Raw genomic sequence first — 24,321 nt, 5'->3', positions numbered from 1 at the left:
TTCTAAAAGCTGGCGCAATTCAAGTGGGCCGGCTTGCCGGCGATGGGCCGCAACGCGGCCCCAGATGCTCGCGGGTCCCATCGAGCACACTCGGGGTATTACAGCTCTGCTAGGGGGCTGCTGCGCAGCCCATCGCCGGCAAGCCGGCTCCCTCCATCGATCGCGCAGTTCTTCGGGTCAGCGCTTTAACTGTGGAAGCAACTGTCTTGCCCAATTTCTGAACGCTGGCGCAATCCCGGTGGGAGCCGGCTTGCCGGCGATAGGGCCAGTACAGACAACGCCGCCAAAGGGCATTACGATAAGCAGCCCTCAAGACACGTAACGCCCATGCCCCCCGAGCAAACCCCAGCCTACAAGATCGTGCTCTGGCGCCTGGAGCAGGACGCCCAAGGCTATCCACCCGCCTCGGTCGAAGGCCTGTGGGCAAAACGCACCGCGGCTGGCTACCAGGTCGACAGCCTCCCGTTCTATGCCTACGGCATCGCTCCCGGCGATACCATCAGCATCAGCGAAGAGGGCGAGCAATCCTGGTTCGAAGGTTTGCTGCACAGTGGCGGCGCTTCGGTATTTCGCATTCTTGTGAAAGCAACCGGCGACCTTGAGCAGGTACGTGCAGCACTCGAAGAGTTCGGCTGCACCAGCGAAGTCGAAAAAGCGGTCAGGATGCTGGCCGTCGAAGTCCCGCCTACGCGCACACTCGACACCCTGCTCTACTACCTGCTGACCCAGCGCGAAGCCGGCAACCTGGACTTCGAGGAAGGCGTGCTGCGCCACCCCATCCCCGAAGAGTTTCGCTGACGGCCTAGGCTCGGGCCAGACGACTGGCAGGCTTGCCGAACACGAACAGCAAACCGACCACGATGAGCCCCATGCCCAGCAGGCTGAGCGGTGCCAGGCGGTTGCCGAAAATCAAGAAATCCATCACCGCAGTAACCGCCGGCACCAGGTAGAACAGGCTGGTGACATTGACCAGGTTGCCCTTGGCGATCAGCCGGTACAGCAGCAAGGTCGCCAGCAGCGAAACCACCAACCCCATCCACAGCAGCGCACCGATAAAACTGCTGGCCCACTCAATGTGCAGCGGCTGCAACGGCGCGAACACCGCACACATGGCAAACCCCGCCAGGTACTGCAGCGGCAGGGTGCCCATGGGGTTGTCGGTGATGCGCTTCTGCAGGATCGAGCCGAAAGTCATGCTGGCCAGCGCCAGCAAGGCAAACAGCATCCCGGCCAGCGACACGCCGCCGAGATTGATGCCCTGATAGACCACCATCACCAGCCCGCCAAGCCCAAGGCCCAGGCCAAACAGCCGGCTCCACGAGCGCTGGCGCTCCATCAGCACGACGGTGAGAATCGGTTGCACACCCATTACCGTGGCCATCACACCAGGGGTGACCTGGGTATTGAGCGCCAGCAGGTAGAAGATCTGGTAGGCACCAAGCAGCACGCAGCCGGTGCCCAGGGCCCGCAACATCGCCCCCCCGGTACGCGGCCAGCGCAGGCCCAGCAACGGGCCGATCAGCAACAACCCGGCCAGGGCCAGCGCCGAGCGCAACAGCAGGAAGGCGAAAGGGCTGGCATGGGCCAGGCCGAGTTTGGAAACGATGGCGCCACTGCTCCACAGCAGGACGAACAGGCTGGTAGTAGCCGCAGAGGCCACGCTAGCTTTGGAAAAGACAGACATGGTTGCACCTGTATTCGGGCAAAGAAGCCGAACGGTGGGCGTGAACTTCAGCAGGGAAGGAGCCGACCGTGTTCAGTGGGTTGCGCGTGTGAAGGGATGCGGCCAGAAGCCGATCAGCCCAGCACGACCACGCAAGGAGGCGGAGCTACGCCGCCTAAGACGCCACTTACAGGTGGTGGGTAATGACTGATCATGGCCGGCTGCTGGCTGCCACGCACGACCGTGCCCGCGACTGGCGCGAAGGCAAAGCTTGTGGTGGAAGGGATGGCTGGCATTACCGGATCTTCAAAAGACATTGACGAACTGGACTATAGCCCGGCGCTTAGCGGCTGACAATTGCTGCCTGATCTTTCGTAGAACGCGCGGTACTCCTCCTGTTCCTTCCACAGTGAATAGCGAAGCAGCCTGAGACCCAGGCTTTGCTCGCCGAGCCTTATGGCATCGATTGAGTGACCTTCACCTCTGAACGCCAAGTTAATTAATTAAGTGCAATAAAATAGCGCACAAAAACTAGCATTTTTGCCAGTTGGCGCAGATTCAGCGCAGTCCTAGCATGGGCCTCAGTTTCAAAAACCGGGATGGAAACCGCTATGAAAGACATGAAAACCGGGTTTGCCTCGGCCGTTATAGTACCTCTGTTTTTCTTTACCACAATTGCTGACGCTGCGACATGCGAAGGTGTTGCCAGGGAAATTACTAACTGGTATTCCGACACAAGATCGACGTGCGGTGTAGATCCGGCAGTCGACTGCAGTGGCGTCATGTTAAGGGCTACTCATCGATGGGATGAAAGGTCAGGTAACCCTGAAAAAATCCCCGCGCCCACGGATCCACTTAAATACTACGTTTGGAATCCCAGCCCCGCATCGGTGCAATCCGGAGGCGTATCGGTGTCCTGGATGCGGAGTGACCGTATCGCCTTTAAAGATCCGGGCTTGAGCGCAAATAACGGGATCATATTTACGCCACGCCAATTCGTTAACGATAGGAAAAAAAAATTGAATGTAGTCTGTGCGTTTCCGATCGACGCCTGGACAGACTTTCGAAGTGGAAGAGGATGCTTGGATAATTCGCGCACTGTAGAAGTGGAAGATAGCTGCCAAGCGCTGGGGGTCAACAATGCTACGAGTTGGACCCAACACTACAATTCATTAAACGCGAGTAGCCGCAATTCGCGGCATAGAAAACAATGTGGCTTTAGCCTGCACAGGAACCTGACACGTGCACAGCGCACGCAGGCGTTTGAACACTTCATTGCTGCCCGCCAAGCAATCGCCGATACCCCAGAGGCGAAGGAGATACAGACAGAGTTGCGCGTTGTCACCTGGGAAAAGGACAAAGCTCCAGTAGCAGCCTTTTTCTACAGCATTCAAACTGGGAAAAAGCAAGCAATGAAAAACCAGTTTGACTATTACCAGCAGACCGGGCGATGGGTGCCGGTAATCAAAATGGACTTCCCGCGGGACGCAAATAGCAGAGCGGGGTTCTCCTGCGAGGCTGACGCGCAGCATCGAGACCTGCCGCGACCGATCAACAAGACTTCTCCCGCGGGCTACATTCAGAGCGCAAGATGGATCCAGCGTGATGGCGATCCTCATTTGGGTAATGGCGTCTGGACGCTATCGGTTACCCCCACGGCGCATGCACGAACCATAGGAGCGGATGAAACTGAAGCCATGTATGCAGAACTGCTGAGAAAATATGGTGATGATCCACGTTGGAGCGGTGACAAGTATGGTGGCGGCATGCGCAGGCAACTGGTCTGTCATTTGGCCGGTACTAACAACGGTCGACCAATACGAAATAAACCAACATATAACCTGGAGCCGGTGCGACCCGATGCCAGCCATCAGCAATCTATAGCTGAAGGGTGCAATACTTGGCCGGCAGTCCCCTACCTGTAATAAATGCCGGAGCAAGGCATCAAGCCGCTAACGAACATCTCACTACACGCGCCAAGGAGTCGAAGATGAGTCCTGTATTGCTGCGAACCTGCGGCTTAGCCTTGCTCTGCCTGTTCACTCTTGATACCTGGGCCATGAGTGGTGCCGAAACCGCTGATGCGCTCAATTTACGCCTGGCCGATACACCCGAGCAATGCGCGGCCAATCAACCCGATTATGCCTGCAGCGGGGTACTGGCCCGGCCTTTGCCGCAAACTCATGCGCAAAACTTCTGGGAACACGATGCGGCAGCCAGCCAGCGGGGCAGCGAAACATTCAACTACCTGCGCAGTGATCTGCCCGCTGCATCGCTGCAGGAGAAAACCGGCTTTATCCTGATGAATCGTTTTGAAGCGATGGCTCAGGAAAAAGAATATGACGTGCATGCAAGACCGCAACCGGACACCGTAGAAGTGCGTAACTGGGATGCTACGGTGCCAGGGAAAGTAGCCATCCAGGCGTTGTATTACCGGTTAGGTGCACCGGGCGCATTATGGCGCGGGCAAAGGCACCAACTGGCGTGGTACCAGGCAACAGGGGAGTGGCTACCGCTACTTCGCTATTTGCCGGACGACACGCTGACGCCGTTCGGTTTTGCCCAACGAGAACAGCTATTTGAAGGCTATGAAGTAGCGTCACGCATCAATGCGCGCTTCGCTGATACAGCACCCACCTGCGACGATGGTACGAGCCGCTATAACTGCAATGGGGTGTGGGTTCGTGCGACGGGTCTGGGGAATTTCAGGGCGTGGAATCCGAGCCCTGATTCAATCAGGGGAAACGGGGTATCTTTTAGTTACTTTGCCGCCGACATGAATGTTACTCACGTTTTATTCCGCCAAGGTTTCATATTGTTAGCCTCTGGTACCCCGACGCAACAACGGGTTTCATTACGCTGCATTTACGCCAACAACAACAGCACTACGAACTCGGCAGACAGGTGTACATTTAGAGGCACTTGCGCCGCCCAGGGAATTGCAACTGCTCAACAGTGGCTGAATAGGTATCGTAATACTAAGAACTATGCGTGTGCTTTCGGAACAGACGCTTCCTCATTTCAAACCATCGCCGATATCAGGGCGAACTACAACATGCCTGGGGGTACCGCGTGGAATGAAGCGCTGATGGCAGCCTGGCCTAGCAATGTTCCTGCCAGCCTGCCATTGGAAGCCTTTTTCTCAAGATTGGATGAGGGCCTGGAAGGCGGAAGGCGTTATCAGCGCGAATACCATGCAGATACCGGCACTGGGTATCTGCCACTGCTTCGAATTAATGGGGCGGCTCCAAATGGGGAATTGGTTACCTATCGACCTGAAGATCAGTACTTCGAATAACAACCCGCAATAGGTTAGCGCTAGTCGTCTCAAAGATGAACAGTGAGCACAAAGGCGTCTATCCCTTGCAAACTTTCATATCGACGCCACCCCTACATTACATATCTCATGCAACGGCTGAGGAATAGGGTAATGACTGACACGACTACCGAAAATGGCCTCCAAACTGATATCGATGATTTCATCGAGTACCTGAGAGGGCTTGACCCCAACAACGTGACTGCAGGAACGCTGAGCCATATCTACATTCCGGACGCTGTGCGACCGCTCAAGACCAGGGGCGCAGAAGTGGGTGTCAGTGGTGATCTGATAAACGAAGGCAGTGCCGGCCTGCCGGTGGTTGTCCAGGCGTATCCGAACATGCAGGTGCGCGATGTCATCAAGGTCTACTGGGGTGACGATCTGGTCGGGACTGACACGGTCAGTGAGCCCGGCTCTCCACTAACGCTGAACATCCCGCCAGAAAATATCCCAGAGGGCATCAATGAACTGCACTACGGCCTTACGCGCACAGGCACCGATAGCGAAGAACAGTCCGCACGCCTGAACGTGCTGGTGCGGTTCAATTATCCAGGTGAAGATGCCGCCAATTCGGATGAGCTGGCGGCGCCCCAGGTGTCCCATACCACGATCGAGTTGGATAGCAGAAACGTAAAAGTAACGATTGCGCCCTACGCCAAGATGCGTCGACACGACCGCATACACCTGAGCTGGTCGGGGCACGAGCTTGGGCACGAGGTCAAGCCCAACGAAGTTGGCAGAGCGGTGGTCATCGACATTCCCCAGGATGCGGTCGAGGGAGCCTCGGATGCAAACGTGCAAATCAGCTATTACGTAGTTGACGAGGTGGGTAACGAGTCCGCTGACTGGTCGGCCGACACGGTCATCCCGAACGGTCAGGTAACAGGGTTGCCAGCGCCCTTCGTAGTCAATCCGCAAACGGGAAGAAACGTCTTGCGCCTCAGGCAGGGCGAACCTGGCAGTAGCGGGCTGAGTGTGGAGGTAGACCCACCTGCAGAGGGTTTTGAGCCGGGTGCGCAGGTCCACATGACCTGGACGGCAGAGACCGCACAAGGCGTGATCACCGTGGTCGACCTGGGCACACAGTGGGTGGTGCGGCGCAACCGTACGTTGGTGTTCGACCTGCCTGCCGAGCACCTGCAGCCGTTATGGGGCGGGCGTGGGACGGCCAGCTACGAAGTCATCCAGGGCGGCCAGGTGGAGCGCTCCAGGCGCACCCGGGTCAACTTCGTAGGCGCCCCACTCCGTTTGCCGCCGCCACAGCTCAACGGCATCAGCCAAGGCTATGTGGACGCCGACCTGGATCCGGTCATCGTGGTGATTCCAGCAGCCGCGCAACTGCAGCCCAACGATATAGTCAACCTGACATGGCGCGGTATGCGGTCAGACACCACACTGCTGCTGATACAGCGCACTGCGTTGCCTATCAGCCGGGCCGGGGAGGATGTAGAGTTCCGGCTCGACAGGGCCACGGCGCTGCTGCCGCTGGATGGCGGTACGCTGGACATTTCCTATACCGTGACCCGAGGCAACGCGCGTCTCCCGTCCGAGTCGGCTTTACTGGATGTCGGTGAAACGCCAGAAACCCTGGCGCCGCCATCACTCGATCCAGCCCCCGAAAATGGCGTGCTTGACCCGTCACTGCCGGAATATGCCGCAGGCGTCGATCTGGTGGTGACGCTACCCGGTACAGTCGCCGTACCCTATGATGTGGAAATCGAATGGAGCACATCCAGCGGCGGGTTCCACCACGACACGCAACGCGTTAGCGACGCGAACGCCACTAGCATAAGGTTTCGGATTCCGCGGGCCCAGCTCGTGGGTGGCCTGACCCAGGCCGAGGACGTGACAGCCTACTACCGCATCGTACGGCCCAACCAACCCGACCAGATCTCGTACGATCTCGAACTGGTGCTGGGCGCACAACCGCAGTTGGACCTGGCGCTGCCTACTGTCAATGAGCTGCAACAGAGCACGCTCGACCCTTCCACCCTCACCCATGGCGCGACAGTGACCATCCCGGCGTCCGCGGGCCTCGCTGCCGGTGACAAGGTGGTGGTCTACTGGGATGGCGATCACGCGAACAGTGTGACCGAGGTACATGACTCGGTCGCCCGCGGAGAGGAAGGCAGGCCGCGCACCTTGCCGATTGACCTGAGTTATGTACTTGCCAGTGAAAATGGCGAAGTGGATGTTCAATATGAAATTATCCGCTTCGATCGCAGGCGCCCTTCGGACTGGTCGGGCGTGGTCACCTTCCGGGTACAACGCGGTCCTTTGCCGTTGGCCGTGATCAATGAGGCGGTGCAAGACAATATCAACCCATTCGACCTCCAAGGCCAGGCGACGGTCGTCATTGCCGCAGCTGCCAGGCTGGCCCTTGGCGATATAGTGGTGGTGCAGCTGGTAGGGCTGGTTTCCAATCATGTGGAACACTTCACTCACCCCGTGCAAAGTGGCGAGGAAAATCGAGCCTTGCATGTGGTGGTCCCGACCGCCGTCATCACCGCCAACCTCAATCAAGGTTTGAAGCTCAGTTACCGCATCATACGCTCCCTGGATGGTCGGGAGGAGCAATCAGCCGAGCGACTGTACTCGGTCAACCAGGAGATCAGCGCTGCACCGTTGCGGGTCATGGGCGCGCGTTACAACGTCGATGGAAGGGCAGATATCACACCCCCACAACGGCTTACTGCGGTCCATGCGTCGACATCGGTGCCGTTGCTCGCCGAATGGCGCTACAGCGGAGATGCCGATTGGACGCCTGGGCAGACTTGGCGCGATACGCAGCCTGAACGGCTGCTCGAGGTCCGCAGCCGCGCCAACAGTGTAGTGCTTAACGTCGCGAACGTGATAGGCAATGCAAATGGCGTCACGGCCCTGGCCGACACATCGACCCCGGGTGCCTACAGCGCCCATTCCTGGGGGAGCATAGGTGTTGCACCGGTGCTCGATGACATAGTCGATCTATCCGTCACTCTCATGGCGAGGGCAGCCAGGCGGCTCAACGGTGCGATTACGTGCTGGGGACACGCAGGCTACGGCGGCACCATGAGGCCTGAAGACATCGCCAGGCGGGACTTCCTCAAGGTGCGCTCCAGCCACGGTGCTTTCGTCGCGTTGTATGGCAGTGAGGCTGGCGAACGTCGCCTGACCGGCTGGGGTCAGCCGACGCAGGGCGGGAGGATTCCGCAACAGATTCTCGACCTGCGCGATGTGACTGACGTAGCCGCGAGTTTTTATGCTGTCGCAGCATTACGCAGTAATGGCCGTCTGGCTTGCTGGGGGCATCCGGATTATGGCGCTGTTCTTCCCCAAGCCTACGCGGCATTTGACGATGTGGTCGAAGTCCAAGGCGGTAGCAGAGGTTTCATTGCCCGGCGAGTGACAGCGGATGGGCGCAAGAAAGTGTTCTCCTGGGGTAACGTATCCGGCGCTGGCAACATGCCCGCCGCCATCCAGCAGCGGGAGGACATCGAGTCGATCGAAGCGCATGCCCGTTATGCATACTGCCTGTTGACCAGTCAGGGTCAGGTCCTGGCGTTCGGAGACGCAGGCTATGGCGGTACGGTACCTGTCGAAATAGCCAGGCTGACCGACATCGTAGAAGTGACGGCCACAACGTCCGCCTTCTGTGCTCGCCGTAAAAATGGCCACATCGTAGCGTGGGGGCACCCGTCCAACGGGGGCACCCTTCCAGCCGACATCGCCAGGCGTGCAGATGTGATTCAGGTCGCCGCTAGCGGTAGGGCATTCGCGGCCCTGTTTGCCGACGGCTCGGTCAAAAGCTGGGGGTATGCATCGACAGGTAGCAACTCAAGCGCTGTCGCGGGGCAGTTGATCAACGTCAGGGCTATCTATGCCACCTACTACGCGTTCATCGCCCTGACCGACGATGGCAGGGTTGTGACCTGGGGCGACAGCCGTTATGGCGGCAACAGCCTGCCTTTACAGGCCCAGCTGGTGCAGAAGCTGCGCGCTCAACGTAGGTAACAGGGCCAACAACAAGGCCGGCGCGTCAAAGAAAGCGCCGCGGCCTCAACAGGAGACACCGCATGAGCAACCTCAACGCGCCAAGTTCCCAACACACCGTCGCCGGCTGGCTGGACCCTGAAAGTATGCCGCCGCAGGGCGCTGCGATCGACATCCAGCTCGACGCTGAGTATGCAGGCCAGGAACTCACCGTAGTGTTGGCCAAAGCAGATGGGACGCAACTGGCAAGCAAAAGCCTGCCGGTCAACCACAACGACCAGGCCATCACCCTGCGCTTTGCCAACCAGTATTTCACCCGGGGCAGCGGTAGGCTGCAGGTCTATTACACGGTAGGCCAGGATGGCCCAAGCGCGCCCTTGAACCTCGACATCAGTGACGGCTTTTCCGGTGTCCACGCGGTGGATCTGTCAGCCCAGCGTTTGCCGGTTTTCTATCACAATGGCGTGATCAAACTGCCCCAGAACCTTCCCGCGCAAATGCATTTTGCCCGGCCGCTGACGGGTGCCACTGGCTACACGAGCAGTAACGCGAGCGTCGCGACGGTAGACAGCACGGGCAATGTCAGCGTGTTGCGCAATGGGAACACCACCATCACCGCCACCCTAGCGGGTGGCGTCACGAGGCAGTACGCGTTGAGCGTAGCCGGCCTTGTGGGGCTTGAAATGCTCGCTAGCAGTGCGACCTTCAGCAGAGCTGAGACACTGTGCAGGGGGCTGGGTATGCGTGTACCGAGTCAGTCCGAGTTGGCGTTGTTCAAAAGCACATACGACAGCCAGATGAGCCAGTGGCTACCTGATCTGGCCATCTGGGGGCAGGCAATCGGTGCTAACACCGCATGGACCTTCCACCCACATACCGCCGTGATCACGGGCGAATCGACCGCCACGGGCACCCTACGGCAGGTAGCGGGCATGAGCTGAAGCATGCTGGCTGGCCGGCGCCGATGAATGCGCGCCGGCCAGCAGGAGACGGTCCCAGGCTTACTCGTTGAAGGCTCAGCTGGAACAACGGGGCACCACGCCCCTGAGGCCAGCCTCAGAACAACCAGTGATACAGCAGGTAGGCCACCACCACCGCCAGCACCGGCCGCAGGATGCGGTAGGCCTTGGGGTTGGCGCGTTTGAACTGCTTCACGCGGGTGCTGATCTTGTTGCTGAAGCGCTTGCTCCAGGCATACGCCTGGTTGATCCCGCCCACGCGCTCGTCGTCGGTGTTCTGCGGCGCGGTGGCGCGGCCGAGGAAGGCACTGACCTTGCGGTTGATGCGGGTCATCAGCGGGCTGCTCAGCGGGCGCTCGATGTCGCAGAACAGGATCACCCGGGTGACGTCGGTTTCGTTCTTCACCCAGTGCACATAGGTTTCGTCGAACATCACGTCTTCGCCATCACGCCAGGCGTAGACCTGGCCGTCGACGTAGATACGGCAGTCGTCGGAGTTCGGCGTCGACAGGCCCAGGTGGTAACGCAGGGAACCGGCAAACGGGTCGCGGTGCGGGTTGAGGTGGCTGCCGCCGGGCAGCAGGGCGAACATCGCGCCTTTGACGTTGGGGATACTGCTGACCAGCTCGACGGTCTTCGGGCACAGCGTTTCGGCAGACGGCAGCGGTTTGTCGTACCACTTCAGGTAAAAACGCTTCCAGCCCTTCTTGAAGAACGAACCAAAACCTGCGTCGTTGTCTTTCTCCGCGGCGCGGATGTAACCCTCGTCGAACAGGCGCATGGCCTCTTCACGGATCACCTGCCAGTTGTCCTTGAGCACGTCCAGCTCGGGGAAGCGCTGGCGGTCCAGGTAGGGTTTGGACGGCACACCGGAAAACAGGTACATGAGGCTGTTATAGGGGGCGAACAGCGCCGAATGGTTGACGAACTGGCGCAGTACCGGCAGGCGCGCCTTGCCGCGCAGGTGCACGTAGAGCACGCTGCCGAAAAACACCAGCAGGACACCGGCCTTGGCGACAAAGGAAAAGGTCATGCAACACTCCTTGGAATGGAAGCAGGCCAGCGCTGCCTGCCTCCAGAAAAATCATCCGGCCATCATAAACCCTTCCCGCCCGGGTAAAAACAACCCGGGCGGGATCTCACTCATGAAGATTTTGCAATAAACCACGCCGCCGAACGTTGCCCCGGGTCAGCGGCAAAGCTGATTACTGCTGGTTTTCCTGCTCGCTGAACAGGTCGCTGAACAGCATGCTCGACAGGTAGCGCTCGCCAGAGTCGGGCAGGATTACGACGATGGTCTTACCCTGCATTTCCGGTTTTTCCGCCAGGCGCACGGCTGCCGCCATGGCCGCGCCACAGGAAATACCGCAAAGAATGCCCTCCTCCTGCATCAGGCGGATGGCCATGGCCTTGGATTCATCGTCAGTCACGGTCTCGACCTGGTCGACAATCGACAGGTCGAGGTTTTTCGGCACGAAACCGGCGCCGATGCCCTGAATCTTGTGCGGGCTGGGCTTGAGCTCTTCGCCGGCCAGGGTCTGGCTGATCAGCGGCGAGGCCACCGGCTCCACCGCCACCGACAGGATCGACTTGCCCTGGGTGTGCTTGATGTAGCGCGACACACCGGTAATGGTGCCGCCCGTGCCGACGCCGGCCACCAGCACGTCGACAGCGCCGTCGGTGTCGTTCCAGATTTCCGGGCCTGTGGTCTTTTCATGGATGGCCGGGTTGGCCGGGTTGTCGAACTGGCCAGGCAAAAAGTACTGCGCCGGGTCCGAGGCAACGATCTCGTTGGCCTTTTCGATCGCGCCTTTCATGCCTTTGGCAGGCTCGGTGAGCACCAGTTCGGCACCCAGGGCCTTGAGCACCTTGCGCCGCTCCAGGCTCATCGACGCCGGCATGGTCAGGACCAGCTTGTAGCCACGGGCGGCGGCAACGAATGCCAGGCCGATACCGGTGTTGCCCGAAGTCGGCTCGACGATGGTCATGCCGGGCTTGAGCTTGCCGCTGCCCTCGGCGTCCCAGACCATGCTCGCGCCGATGCGGCACTTGACCGAGTACCCAGGGTTGCGCCCTTCGATCTTGGCAAGGATGGTCACCCCGCGCGGGGCGATGCGGTTGATCTGCACCAGCGGCGTATTGCCGATGGAATGGGCGTTGTCTGCGTAGATACGGCTCATGGCAGGGTCCTTGGCATGAAGTGGCAGGGAAAGACTTAAAGGGTAAGCCTGCCCCGTTGGCCCGTAAAGTCCGTTCGAACTCGCCCAGGCGGCGTGCGGTCAACCTCACAACCCGCCTTGGAGATTGCTGCGATGAAAGCCCGTTATCGCTGGCCACTGGTCGGTCTGGCCAGCCTGGTCGTGCTGTTGGTGGCACTGCACCTGGCGCTGCCTTACCTGGTGCGCGACTACCTCAACGACAAGCTGGCAGACATGGGTGAGTACCGTGGCCAGGTCACGGACGTCGAGCTGGCCTGGTGGCGCGGTGCCTACCAGATCGAGGGCTTGAAGATCGTCAAGACCAGCGGCAAAGTCCCGGTGCCGCTGCTCGATGCGCCACTGATCGACCTGTCGGTGAGCTGGCACGCGCTGTGGTACGACCATGCCGTGGTGGCCGAAGTCACCTTCCTACGCCCCGAGCTCAACTTCGTCGACGGCGGCGACAAGCAGGACTCTCAGACCGGCCAAGGTACAGACTGGCGCCAACAACTGGAGAAGCTGCTGCCGATCACCCTCAACGATGTGCGCATCGATGACGGCACGCTCACGTTTCACAACTTCAACTCCAAGCCCCCGGTCGATCTCAGGGCCACCCGGCTCGACGCCAACATCCGCAACCTGACCAACGTACGTGACGAAAAAGGCCGGCGCGATGCCAGTTTCGAAGCCAAGGCCCTGCTGCTGGGCGACGCCAAGGTCGAGAGCCGCGCGACCTTCGACCCGTTCAGCGACTTCGATGATTTCGAATTCCGGCTGCGCGCAACTGGCATGGAGCTGCGCAGGCTGAACGACTTCGCCAGTGCCTATGGCAAGTTCGATTTCAATGCCGGGCACGGCGATGTGGTGATCGAGGCCCAGGCGGAAAACGGCCGGCTCAACGGCTACATCAAGCCGTTGCTGCGCGACGTGGACGTGTTCAACTGGCAGCAGGACATAGAGGACAAGGACAAGGGGTTTTTCCGATCGGTGTGGGAAGCACTGGTCGGGGCCAGCGAAACGGTGTTGAAGAACCAGCCGAAAAACCAGTTCGCCACCCGTGTGGAGCTCAGCGGCAGCGTGCACCAGCAGAACATCAGCGCCTTCGAGGCGTTTTTGCAGATTTTGCGCAACGGCTTCGTCCAGGCATTCAACGCACGCTATGAGCAGCCTGCGCCTGATTCCGACTGAACAGGCGTGACGAGCCATTCAGGGACTGAATACCCGGTCTGCGTTTGCAGCCGCCTGGGGCCGGGGTATAGTCGCTGACAAATGATAAACATGTGTTGCCTGTACTGGCCCTATCGCCGGCAAGCCGGCTCCTACAGTAGCCTCCCTGAGCTCAAGGGCGATGGGTACCTGTGGGAGCCGGCTTGCCGGCGACAGGGCCGCAACAGGCACCCCGCAGAGGACATTCCCAATGAAGTTCGAAGGCACCCGCGACTACGTCGCCACAGACGACCTGAAACTGGCGGTCAACGCGGCCATCACCCTCGAACGCCCATTGCTGGTCAAGGGCGAGCCAGGCACCGGCAAGACCATGCTTGCCGAACAGCTGGCCGCCTCGTTCGGCGCGCGCCTGATCACCTGGCACATCAAATCCACCACCAAGGCCCACCAGGGCCTCTATGAGTACGACGCGGTCAGCCGCCTGCGCGACTCGCAGCTGGGCACTGAAAAAGTCCACGATGTGCGCAACTACCTGAAGAAGGGCAAGCTCTGGGAAGCCTTCGAGGCCGAAGAGCGGGTCATCCTGTTGATCGACGAGATCGACAAGGCCGATATCGAGTTCCCCAACGACCTGTTGCAGGAACTCGACAAGATGGAGTTCTACGTCTATGAAATCGACGAAACCATCAAGGCCAAGCAACGCCCGATCATCATCATCACCTCCAACAACGAAAAAGAGCTGCCCGACGCGTTCTTGCGCCGCTGCTTCTTCCACTACATCGCCTTCCCGGACCGCGACACCCTGCAGCGGATCGTCGATGTGCACTACCCCAACATCAAGCAATCGCTGGTCAGCGAAGCGCTTGACGTGTTCTTCGACGTGCGCAAGGTGCCGGGGCTGAAGAAAAAGCCCTCCACCAGCGAGCTGGTCGACTGGCTCAAGCTGTTGATGGCCGACAACATCGGCGAAGCGGTACTGCGCGAGCGCGACCCGACCAAGGCCATCCCGCCGCTGGCCGGGGCCCTGGTGAAAAATGAGCAGGACGTTCAACTGCTCGAACGCCTGGCCTTCATGAGCCGGCGCGGCAACCGCTGACAGGAGCCGGCCATGCTGCTCAACCTGTTCAACGAAATGCGTGCGGCCAAGGTGCCGGTATCGGTGCGCGAACTGCTCGACCTGCTCAACGCCCTGCAACAGCGTGTGGTGTTCGCCGACATGGACGAGTTCTACTACCTGGCACGGGCCATCCTGGTGAAGGACGAGCGCCAATTCGACAAGTTCGACCGGGCGTTCTCGGCTTACTTCAAGGGCCTGGAGAACCTCGACCGGCACTTGGAAGCACTGATCCCCGAAGACTGGCTGCGCAAGGAATTCGAACGCTCGCTCAGCGATGAAGAGCGGGCGCAGATCCAGTCGCTGGGCGGCCTGGACAAACTCATCGAGGAATTCAAGAAACGCCTCGAAGAGCAGAAGGAGCGCCACGCCGGTGGCAACAAGTGGATCGGCACCGGCGGTACCAGCCCCTTCGGCTCTGGCGGTTTCAACCCTGAAGGCATCCGCGTGGGCGACGCCGGCAAACGTCAGGGCAAGGCGGTGAAGGTCTGGGACCAGCGCGAGTACAAGAACCTCGACGACCAAGTGGAGTTGGGCACGCGCAACATCAAGCTGGCCCTGCGCCGGCTGCGCAAGTTCGCCCGCGAAGGCGCCGCCGAAGAGCTGGACATCGATGGCACCATCGACCATACCGCACGTGACGCCGGGCTGTTGAACATCCAGATGCGCCCTGAGCGGCGCAACACGGTCAAGCTGCTGTTGCTGTTCGACATCGGCGGCTCGATGGACGCCCATGTCAAAGTCTGCGAAGAGCTGTTTTCGGCCTGCAAGACCGAGTTCAAGCACCTGGAGTACTACTACTTCCACAACTTCGTTTACGAGTCGGTGTGGAAGAACAATCTGCGGCGTACTTCGGAGCGCTTCTCCACCTTCGACCTGCTGCACAAGTATGGCGATGACTACAAGGTGGTGTTCGTCGGCGACGCCGCCATGGCGCCTTATGAGATCACCCAGCCCGGTGGCAGTGTGGAGCACTGGAACGAAGAGGCCGGGTATGTGTGGATGCAGCGCTTCATGGAGAAATTCAAGAAGATCATCTGGATCAACCCTTACCCGAAACAGGCGTGGGATTACACCGCATCGACACACCTGGTGCGTGACCTGATCGAGGACAAGATGTATCCGCTGACCTTGCAAGGGTTGGAGGATGGGATGCGGTATCTGTCCAAGTAGTTTCGCCTGTACCGGCCCTATCGCCGGCAAGCCGGCTCCCACATGGATTACGCCGGCTTTCAGAAATTGCGCAAGACAGCTGCCTGGTGCAGGCCTGAAGAACTGTGCGGTCGCGGTGGGAGCCGGCTTGCCGGCGATAGGGCCGGTCGGGTCACCGCCACCGGTTCAGACAAGCCTGCTGCTCCCGCCAAGCCTCTTCCTGCACCACCGCCCTGAACCGCACCGACGCCCCCGGCATGCACTGCGCCAGCTGCGCCAACGCCAACGGCGTCAGCGCCCCCAGCCGCGGATAGCCACCTATGGTCTGCCGGTCATTGAGCAGCACGATCGGCTGACCATCCGGTGGCACCTGCACCGCCCCCAGCGCAATACCCTCCGAAATCATCGGCGCGCCCTGATAAACCAACTGCGGCCCGAGCAACCGAATGCCCATACGGTCTGCTCGGCTGTCCAGCGTCCAGTCACGGTTGAACGCCTCGAACAGGCTGTTACCGCTGAAATCACCGATCTGCGCGCCAATGACCAGATCGAGCACGGGCTTTTGTGGATAACAGGGCCGCAGCACCTCCGGCACTTCGCGCAGGGCTGGCTGCGGGCCGGCGAACGCCAGCGATTGCCCTTTGCCCAGCGCCGCCCCTCGCCCATCGATGCCACCCAGTGCTTCACGCACAACAGTGGCGCAGCTACCCAGCACGGCTTCAGCTTCGAAGCCGCCCGGCGCCGCAAGGTAAGCACGCACGCCCTGCCGGGGTTGTTTCAAGGTCAGCCGCTGGCCCTTGGCCAAGGCAAAGCTGCGCCAGGGTGCCAGCGGCTGGTCATCGACGCGAGCATCCAGGTCGGCACCGGCCAGGGCCAGCACGCAATCCTGCGCGGCCACCACGGTGAAGCCGCCCAGCGCCACCTCGACCACCGGCGCGCCCAGCGGGTTGCCCAGCAGCCAGTTGGCCCAATGCATCGCCACCCAGTCCAGCGCCCCGCCTTGGGTCACCCCCAGGTGCCGCACGCCAAAGCGCCCGGCGTCCTGCAACTGGCACAAGGCAGTGCTGGCTTCGATCTTCAACAGCGTCATGCCTGTGCCTCCAACGGGCTGTCATCGCCGCCCAATGCCAGGAACTCGGCATGGGACACCGCCACGAAACGCACCCGATCACCCGGCTGCAGCAGGCTGTAGCCTTCGCGCTCGCGATCGAACAGGCGAACCGGGGTACGCCCGATCAGGTTCCAGCCGCCCGGCGACACCGCCGGATAGGCCGCTGTCTGGCGCTCGGCAATACCGACACTGCCGGCCGCCACGCGCTTGCGCGGAGTGCTCAGCCGCGGGGAGGCCAGGCGTTCGTCCACCAGCCCCATGAAGCCGAACCCCGGAGCGAAGCCAAGGGCGAACACCGGGTACTCGCGCTCGCTGTGCAAGCGGATCACCGCTTGCTCGCTCAAGCCACTGCGTGCGGCCAGCAACGGCAGCTCAGGGCCCACAGAGGCGTCGTACCACACGGCAATCTCGTGCCGGCGGCCGCTGCTGCCCGAGCCTGGCTGCAGCCCCTCCAGCGCCTGGCCAATCAACGCCTTCGCCTGCCCTGGCGGCATATCGAACTGCACCATCAGCGTGGTATAGGACGGCACCAGGTCCACCAGGTGCTCACCGAAGGCGGCACTCAAACGTTGGCTCGCCGCGAGCAGCCACGGCATGTTGGCCTCGTCGATACGGTCGAACAGGCGCACCATCAGGCTATCGATCGCGACCGCCTCGATACGCAGCTTCATGCCGACCCCAGCGCATCGAGCGCCTGGCGGATCTGCCGCACCGCCGCTACCGAGCTGTCATTGTCACCGTGCACGCACAACGTACTCGCCTGCAGGCGCAAGGCACTGCCATCGTCGGCCACCAGCGTTTCACCACGGGCCAGGCGCAAGGCCTGCTCGACCACCAGGGCCGAATCGTGATGAACCGCACCCGGCAGGCGCCGCGACAGCAAATGGCCGCTGGCGGTGTAGGCGCGGTCGGCGAATGCCTCGAACCACAACGGCACGCCAACCTCGTCACCCAAGGCCCGTGCTGCGCTGTCGTCGGCAGTGGCCATGAGCATCAAGGGCAAACTGGGGTCATACCCCGCCACGGCTTCGAGCACGGCACGCAGCTTGAGCGGGTCGGCCATCATGTCGTTGTAGAGCGCGCCGTGGGGCTTGATGTAGGCCACGCGGCCACCCTGGACCTTGCAGATACCGTCGAGAGCACCGATCTGATAGTGCAGCAGGTCGCGAATTTCCTCGGTACTGCAGGCCATGGAGCGGCGACCGAAGCCGACCATGTCCGGGTAGGCCGGGTGGGCGCCGATGGTCACGCCATACTGCAGGGCCAGCGCCACGGTCCGGCGCATGGTGCCGGGGTCGCCGGCATGGTAGCCGCAGGCGATGTTGGCGCAGTCGATGTAGGGCATCACCTCGGCATCCAGGCCCATGCGCCAGCTGCCAAAGCTTTCCCCCATGTCACAATTGAGTAGCAGGCGTTTCACCTGGCGAGCTCCCGTGTCGATGTTCATGTGCCTACCTTAACGCGCCTGAAGGTGTTTGCCGCGGGTTTCCGGCAGGCTCAAGGCCGCCAGGATCACCACACCGTACGACACCGCGGCGAACCCGCCAATGCCCAGCCCCAGCGGCACCTTCTGGCCAAGCAGGCCGATCAGCAAGGGGAACATCGCGGCGATGATCTTGCCGACGTTGTAGCAGAACCCCTGCCCCGAGCCACGAATGCGGGTGGGGAACAGCCCCCGACGTGCAGTAACACATCCTACAGACCCTTCTGAAATTCGCCCTCCCCCTCCTCTCTCGTGGTGGACACAACATCGCTTGAACCCTAGCCAAAGCGGCAATTCGATATCTCGTAACCTCCATGAATGCCGCGATTTTGCTGGATGCCCGCGTTGACAGCTCTGTCTATCCAGGTATTTACTTTCCCCCGTTTCAAGGCCAGAGCACGGAGCACCGCATTGACGGGCTGGCCATACTGACAGGGAGATACGTCTGATATGAGTATTGCAATACTGCGCATGGCCGTCTCAGCACCGTTGAACAAGAGCGGTAGGCCATGATTAAAGGGAACATGTACGACCGCCTCTCACAAAGGCGCGAAGCCGCTGAAGCACTCGCCAAGGAAGAAGCAGAACGACAGGCCGCCGCTGAAGCGGCCTTGCAAGCGGCAACACTTGCCGAGCGCGCCCGACCTTTGCCACTGGTAGCCGATCACAACGAACTGCATGCTGCCGGGTTGCGCCTGGTCATGCCGCCAGGCCTGAACCTCCACGAGTCCATCACGACGCTGCAACTGGGTCCGCACCAGGTGACCCTGGCTGCAAAACGCCAAAGCGTTGCAAAAGGGCAAACACTCGACCATCTGCTTGAACAGCATCTGGCAGAGGCGCTTCAGCGCTATACGGAAGTCACCCTTATCCGCAAGCACCCCTGCACGTTGGCAGGGCACGACGCGCTCAATCTCGACTACCGCTTCACCAATGGCCCAGAGGCCCGCCACTGTCGAGCGGTAATGATTCTGGTGCCTGAACGTGTTGGCCAGGAAGCGCAGGCGCTCACGCTCACCACCATCGTCGACCCCGATCACGAGCCCTTGTCCAGCTGGTTGATCACCTTCGATGCCATGCTGGCCAACATCACCAGCGCGCCAGCCGTGGCCCGGGAGTAGTTGCCATGTTCGAAGCAGCACGCTGGGGTGACGACATCGAGCACACCTCAGCCCTCACAGGGTTCCTTGCCGGAGCGGTTGCGGGGTTGGCGCTGGTTGCAGCCGCAACGTTCATGGTCTGTACAGGCGGGTTGGGTGCTTTTCTGCTGCTCATGGTCGTTGGCCTGGGCGCGAGCGCCCTGCCCGGTCTGGGTGAGGATCTCGGTTCGACCTTTGGCTCACCCACAGGGCAGATCGAGCAGCCCGGTTGTTCCCCGAACGTCTTCATCAACGGCCGCAACGCTGCGCATGTCACCGAAAGTACCGCCGTATGCGAGCAGCACCCAGCCCCCGTACAAGTTGCCGAGGGGTCCAGCAACGTGTTCATCAACGGCGTCGCGGCGGCACGCAAGGGTGACAAGCTGACCTGTGGTGCCAGCATCGCAGCTGGGTCGAACAACGTATTCATCGGCGGCGGCACGCAGCGCTACCTCAAGGTCAGTGAGGAAGTGCCGGACGAGCTGCGCGTCACCGTCGATGTGCTGATGGTCGTGGCCTCCATGGGCCGCTCAGTATTCAACGTCGCGACCATGGGTTTGCAGGCAGGTCTCAAGGCCGCAGGGCCCTGCGCCTTGCAGGTTGGGGTGACCATCGCCGGCAGCTATCTGGCAGGCCGCTACCTGATCGGCCCTGCCGTGGAGCGGGCCATCGCTGGTTTCGTCGGCCACCCGGTTGACCTCACCCGCGGGCGCAAGGTACTGGCCGACGAAACTGATTTCGTCATCCCCGGCCTCATGCCCATCGAGTGGTCACGCTTCTACGCCAGCGACCTCGATACCGGCAGCGTGCTCGGGCCCGGCTGGACTCTGCCCTGGGAGCAGAGCCTGCGCCGCAATGGGTGCTTCGTTTACCTCAAGGACAACCAGGGGCGCAGTGTTCCTTTCGCCGATGTCGAGCCGGGCGAGCGCATCTACAATCCACACGAGCAGTTGACGCTGGTGCGCACCCTCGGTGGCCATTACATCCTGCAGACACTCGACAACCTGTTTTTCTACTTCGGCGAAGTACCCAACGACAACCAGGAAGTGCCCCTGCAGCGTATGGAAAACGCTTTGGGCCACTACCTGCACTTCACACGCAACGCCGATGGCTGCCTCACCGACATCAGCGCACCAGGCGGCATACGGCTGCACCTGCACTACGAGGCCCCCTTTGGCCGACTGGCCTCGGTCAAGCGCATCATTGCCGACGCAGCCGTCGAGACCTTGGTGCGTTATAGCTACGACAACAAGGGGCAGCTTGCCCAGGTGGTCAACCGCAACGGCGATACCACCCGCACGTTTTCCTACGCCGACGGCCTGATGTGCCGCCACACCAATGCCCTTGGCCTGATCAGCGAGTACCTCTGGCAAGTCATCGATGGCCAACCCCGGGTGGTCGAACACTCGACCACCGACGGCGAGCATTACCATTTCCGCTACGACTTCGCCCTGCGCACGAGCTGGGCCACGGACGTACTGGGCCGGGAGCTGGAGATCCACTACAACGAAGACCACCGGGTCGTCGCCAGCCGTGACTTTGGCGGCGAGCGCTACGCCATGGAATTCGATGCGTTCGGCAACATCATTGGCTTCACCTTGCCGGACGGTAATCACCTGGCGCTCAAGTACGACGACTTTGGCAGGCTGGTCGAGGAAACCGACCCACTGGGCCGCAAGATCAGCTACAAACATCACCTCGCCACGCCACTGGTGACTGAAACCCGCTTCCCCGATGGCAGCATCTGGAAATCTCGTTACGATTCCAAGGGCAACCTGATCGCCGAAATCGATCCCCTGGGCCACAAGACCGAGTACCTCAACGGCGAAGACGGCCTGCCGCACACGATCATCGATGCGACCTTCAAGTCCAAGTACCTGTGGTGGAACGCCTACGCCCAGGTCGAGCGTTTCGAGGACTGCTCAGGCAAAAGCACCTACTACCGCTACGATGAGCGGCAGCACCTGATCGCCGTCACCGACGCGCTGAACCAGACCACGACGCTGGAGCGCAAACCCGACGGCGAAGTGCTGCGCATCTGTCATCCGGATGGCACCGCCGAATCCTTTACCTACAACGCCCTCGGCCAAGTGCTGACCCACACAGACGGCAAAGGCCAGATCACGCGCCTGCAACGTACTTCGCGTGGCCTGCCCAGCAGCCGCCAGGATGCCAAAGGGCAGTTCATTCGTTACGAGTACGACAAAGCGATTCGCCTGACTGCGTTGGTCAACGAAAACAGCGCGGCCTACCGCTTTGCCTATGACGCCTCGGACCGCCTGAGTGAAGAAGTGCGGGTGGACAACCTGACCCGGCGCTTCAGCTATGACGCGGGCGGAAATCTGGTTCGCCTGGACGAAATCGGCTATGGCGAAAACGGCGAGCGCCCGGAACGCAATACGCTGTTCGAGCGTGACGCGATTGGCCGCTTGCTGGCCAAGGTCAACCGTGATGCCCGTCAAGATTTCGAGTACGACGAGGCCGACCGGCTGCTGAGCATTCAGCGCACGCCGAGCAGTTTGGGCAAGCAGTTGGGTATCACGGATGAAAAGCTGAGTTACCGCTATGACTTGCTGGGACGCTTGACTCAGGAACTGACCCCGAGCGGAGCACTGGATTATAAGTACGACCCGCTCAGCAACTTGACCACACTGACCCTGCCAGACGGGCGCAAGGTCAACCACCTGTACTACGGCAGCGGTCACCTGCACCAACTGAACCTGGACGGCCAGGTCATCAGCGACATGGAACGGGATGACCTGCACCGCGAGGTGTATCGCACGCAGGGCAAGCTCACCAGTTGCTTTGGTTACGATGCCATGGGGCGCAAGGCGTGGCAGTTTGCGTCGACCTTGCCAGCGGAAAAGCTGTCGCAAGTGCACAACCCCGGGATCAATACGTCGTTGCTGGTGGAGCATGCGTACAACCCGATTCACCGCCGTTACCAGTACGACCCGGCTGGGGAGTTGGTACGCACCCTCGACAAATTGCGTGGCGAAATCAAATACGAGTACGAAGCCAACGGCCAGTTGCACAGCCGTGATACCGGATCCCTCGTAGGTAGTGAAGAGTTCCGCTACGACCCGGCCGCCAACAGGCTGGACTTCAATGCGCGTCAGTTTGAGAAGGTCCAAGACAACCGCATCAAGCGTTGGCGGGATCAGGAGTACCGCTATGACCCGTGGGGCAACCTGATCGAGAAGCACTCGGAGCACAGCAAGCTGCAGAGCTTTAGCTATGACTGCGAGAACCGGCTGGTTCGGGCTGAGACGCTGGTCAATGGCAAGTTGGAAAGCACCGGCACGTATGGCTATGACAGCCTGGGGCGCCGGGTAGCCAAGCAATCGGAGATCAACGGCATCACGGAGCAGAAGCGCTTCCTCTGGCAAGGGCTGAGGATGCTGCGTGAGGAGACGCCTGAGCAGAGTATTCTGTATTTCTATGAGCCGGGCAGCTATGCACCGTTGGCTCGGGTTGATCAGGCGGAGGGCCAAGAGCAGAAGGTCTACTACTTCCACACCGATCAGATCGGCACGCCCCTTGAAATGAGCAATTGTGAAGGTGAGATCGTTTGGCAGGCGACGTATCGTTCGTGGGGGGCGATTGAGCAACTGACGGTCAATGAAATCGAGCAGAATCTGCGATTCCAAGGGCAGTACTCTGATGCTGAAACTGGCTTGCACTACAACACATTTAGGTATTACGACTCTGGAGTTGGACGTTTCGTCACTCAAGATCCAATTGGTTTAGATGGTGGCTTTAATCTCTATCGCTACGTTCCGAGTCCGACTGGATGGATTGATCCCTGGGGGTGGGAGTGCTGGAGCACTGGCCGTAAAAACTATTGGAAAGCGGAAGCTAAAGCTCCAAGCCGTACATACTCTCCAGCAAACCTTGCCCGGATGGCGGAGGGTAAAGCTCCTAAAATGACGATAGAAGTAATTTCCCGAAAATCAGATAAGATTTCCATAAAAGAAATGAGTATGGAGTTACATCATAATGATATCCCGCAGCGAGTGGGTGGCGCGGGGGTACATGATCCGTCTAACTTGCTGGCACTTACTCCGTGGGAGCATGAGGCAGTAGACCAATTTAGACATGTAGGGTCAGATCTAATTCGCATTATTAAAGGAGTTGATACATGGTGACCGAAGTTGATTCGAATCTGGTGCAAATTGTTGGCTCTGAGCTCTATCAGAAAATGATCTCGGAGTTAACTAGCGTCACTAAAATTGAGATCGAGTCAGAATATGCTGAGATCTTCGCAAGGCTCGATGCAGCGAAGCTAGTTAGGGCGGGTCTAAGCGCTCAAGATGTAATGGTTTTTATGAGCGAAAAATATGACGCCATAAAACAATATTCCATAATTAAACTATCTGCACTTCCCAAAGATGAAGATGATGAAGAGTATTCTCCGGGACTGGCTCCCCCTGATGATGAGAGAAGCAAAACAATCGAAGTAGGCAAGTATTCGCAAGGCTTTTTGGTTACCAACACCATAGAGTACGCTTTAGCTATCAAAGGGTTCGAGCCTTTGCTTGAATATTTAAAAAAATCTAGAATTCCAAATGCAAAAAAATATGCTGGTCAAATTATAGGTTTTGTCGACGTTAAGTGAAATCATGGCAGGATGGGGCGGCTGATGCTTAATTGGAGGCGCTTTAGCGCTAAAAAATTTGTTTTTCTACAAGCCAAATAGAGGTGATGCTCTTTGAAATAGGAGATGATATATGTGGGGCGGTAACGCCCCGATTGATTGAGATCCGTTTAAATCTGCAATAGGGGTTTTGTCGATCTCATTGCCGCGCGCGAGAATATCAAAACCTACGCAAGCGCGACTCGATGCAAATTTAAGGTATACATGGAAACCTGGCATACAGCTTCCAGGGTTCATTGCCGGAGCAGGCCCAAACAGGGCTCGCGGCCACTGATTGGGCCGTCAGCTAGGCGGCTCAGGAGATGATGTCAGAAACCTAATTACTATCCAGCAGCGACCGGCTATTACACTTGTTATGTGTGCAGCTGAGGGCGGATTCGTAAGGCT

Annotated in this window: 17 protein-coding genes and 1 pseudogene; 11 read left to right on the top strand and 7 right to left on the bottom strand. The window is 59.8% G+C overall.

Annotation, left to right across the window (positions count from 1 at the left end; genetic code table 11):
* Window positions 1–327: 327 nt before the first annotated feature.
* Window positions 328–798 carry a DUF4265 domain-containing protein gene (locus ACIPZH_RS08935; protein ID WP_400635972.1) on the top strand — a complete coding sequence of 157 codons (471 nt, stop codon included), beginning with the start codon at window positions 328–330 and terminating at the stop codon, window positions 796–798.
* 4 nt (window positions 799–802) lie between these two features.
* Here ACIPZH_RS08935 and ACIPZH_RS08930 read toward each other — a convergent pair whose 3' ends face one another.
* Window positions 803–1,684: a DMT family transporter gene (locus tag ACIPZH_RS08930; protein WP_400635971.1), complete on the bottom strand. Its 882-nt coding sequence runs from the start codon at window positions 1,682–1,684 to the stop codon at window positions 803–805.
* 590 nt (window positions 1,685–2,274) lie between these two features.
* Here ACIPZH_RS08930 and ACIPZH_RS08925 point away from each other — a divergent pair.
* From ACIPZH_RS08925 to ACIPZH_RS08910, 4 genes are all read left to right on the top strand, one after another.
* Window positions 2,275–3,588, top strand: coding sequence for a DUF2599 domain-containing protein (locus ACIPZH_RS08925; protein ID WP_400635970.1), 1,314 nt, complete (start codon window positions 2,275–2,277; stop codon window positions 3,586–3,588).
* 65 nt (window positions 3,589–3,653) lie between these two features.
* Window positions 3,654–4,961, top strand: a complete 1,308-nt coding sequence (locus tag ACIPZH_RS08920; RefSeq protein WP_267818000.1) for a hypothetical protein — start codon at window positions 3,654–3,656, stop codon at window positions 4,959–4,961.
* A 132-nt stretch (window positions 4,962–5,093) separates the two neighbouring features.
* Window positions 5,094–8,975 carry an RCC1 domain-containing protein gene (locus ACIPZH_RS08915; RefSeq protein WP_400635969.1) on the top strand — a complete coding sequence of 1,294 codons (3,882 nt, stop codon included), beginning with the start codon at window positions 5,094–5,096 and terminating at the stop codon, window positions 8,973–8,975.
* Window positions 8,976–9,037: 62 nt separating this feature from the next.
* Window positions 9,038–9,895 carry an Ig-like domain-containing protein gene (locus tag ACIPZH_RS08910; protein ID WP_400635968.1) on the top strand — a complete coding sequence of 286 codons (858 nt, stop codon included), beginning with the start codon at window positions 9,038–9,040 and terminating at the stop codon, window positions 9,893–9,895.
* Window positions 9,896–10,010: 115 nt separating this feature from the next.
* Here ACIPZH_RS08910 and ACIPZH_RS08905 read toward each other — a convergent pair whose 3' ends face one another.
* Both ACIPZH_RS08905 and cysK read right to left on the bottom strand, forming a co-directional pair.
* Entirely contained in the window at window positions 10,011–10,946 is a 936-nt protein-coding gene (locus ACIPZH_RS08905; protein WP_387528766.1) for an aspartyl/asparaginyl beta-hydroxylase domain-containing protein, read from the bottom strand.
* A gap of 172 nt (window positions 10,947–11,118) precedes the next feature.
* Window positions 11,119–12,093 (bottom strand): cysteine synthase A, encoded by a 975-nt coding sequence (cysK, locus tag ACIPZH_RS08900; protein WP_400635967.1) that lies wholly within the window; start codon window positions 12,091–12,093, stop codon window positions 11,119–11,121.
* 132 nt (window positions 12,094–12,225) lie between these two features.
* Here cysK and ACIPZH_RS08895 point away from each other — a divergent pair, with 132 nt between their 5' ends.
* From ACIPZH_RS08895 to ACIPZH_RS08885, 3 genes are all read left to right on the top strand, one after another.
* Complete coding sequence (locus ACIPZH_RS08895) at window positions 12,226–13,299, top strand: DUF748 domain-containing protein (protein ID WP_400635966.1); 1,074 nt, start codon at window positions 12,226–12,228, stop codon at window positions 13,297–13,299.
* A gap of 229 nt (window positions 13,300–13,528) precedes the next feature.
* Window positions 13,529–14,374: a MoxR family ATPase gene (locus tag ACIPZH_RS08890; protein ID WP_349974671.1), complete on the top strand. Its 846-nt coding sequence runs from the start codon at window positions 13,529–13,531 to the stop codon at window positions 14,372–14,374.
* A 12-nt stretch (window positions 14,375–14,386) separates the two neighbouring features.
* Window positions 14,387–15,565: a VWA domain-containing protein gene (locus tag ACIPZH_RS08885; protein ID WP_400635965.1), complete on the top strand. Its 1,179-nt coding sequence runs from the start codon at window positions 14,387–14,389 to the stop codon at window positions 15,563–15,565.
* Between the two features lie 151 nt (window positions 15,566–15,716).
* On the opposite strand, the gene ACIPZH_RS08880 is transcribed toward ACIPZH_RS08885, so the two are convergent.
* From ACIPZH_RS08880 to ACIPZH_RS08865, 4 genes and pseudogenes are all read right to left on the bottom strand, one after another.
* Window positions 15,717–16,634: a biotin-dependent carboxyltransferase family protein gene (locus tag ACIPZH_RS08880; protein WP_400635964.1), complete on the bottom strand. Its 918-nt coding sequence runs from the start codon at window positions 16,632–16,634 to the stop codon at window positions 15,717–15,719.
* Window positions 16,631–17,326, bottom strand: coding sequence for a 5-oxoprolinase subunit PxpB (pxpB, locus tag ACIPZH_RS08875; protein WP_400635963.1), 696 nt, complete (start codon window positions 17,324–17,326; stop codon window positions 16,631–16,633). The genes ACIPZH_RS08880 and pxpB overlap by 4 nt, the downstream gene beginning before the upstream one ends.
* Entirely contained in the window at window positions 17,323–18,102 is a 780-nt protein-coding gene (locus ACIPZH_RS08870; RefSeq protein WP_400635962.1) for a 5-oxoprolinase subunit PxpA, read from the bottom strand. The genes pxpB and ACIPZH_RS08870 overlap by 4 nt, the downstream gene beginning before the upstream one ends.
* A 9-nt stretch (window positions 18,103–18,111) precedes the next feature.
* Window positions 18,112–18,327: pseudogene (locus ACIPZH_RS08865) on the bottom strand (MFS transporter); the annotation flags it as partial.
* Between the two features lie 320 nt (window positions 18,328–18,647).
* Between ACIPZH_RS08865 and ACIPZH_RS08860 the strand changes: the two are divergent.
* Genes ACIPZH_RS08860 through ACIPZH_RS08850 form a run of 3 tightly spaced genes read left to right on the top strand, consistent with a single transcriptional unit; the run spans window position 18,648 to window position 23,895 of the window.
* Window positions 18,648–19,259, top strand: coding sequence for a hypothetical protein (locus ACIPZH_RS08860; RefSeq protein ID WP_400635961.1), 612 nt, complete (start codon window positions 18,648–18,650; stop codon window positions 19,257–19,259).
* Between the two features lie 5 nt (window positions 19,260–19,264).
* Window positions 19,265–23,425, top strand: coding sequence for an RHS repeat-associated core domain-containing protein (locus tag ACIPZH_RS08855; protein ID WP_400635960.1), 4,161 nt, complete (start codon window positions 19,265–19,267; stop codon window positions 23,423–23,425).
* On the top strand, window positions 23,419–23,895 hold the full coding sequence (locus tag ACIPZH_RS08850) for a hypothetical protein (RefSeq protein ID WP_400635959.1): 477 nt from the start codon (window positions 23,419–23,421) through the stop codon (window positions 23,893–23,895). Before ACIPZH_RS08855 ends, ACIPZH_RS08850 begins: the two co-directional genes overlap by 7 nt.
* Window positions 23,896–24,321: the final 426 nt, after the last annotated feature.

This window comes from Pseudomonas sp. NPDC089758, from assembly GCF_044748705.1.
Classification (GTDB): domain Bacteria; phylum Pseudomonadota; class Gammaproteobacteria; order Pseudomonadales; family Pseudomonadaceae; genus Aquipseudomonas; species Aquipseudomonas putida_X.
Note: the sequence above shows the minus strand (reverse complement) of the source record. Positions and strands in the feature narration are given on the sequence as shown.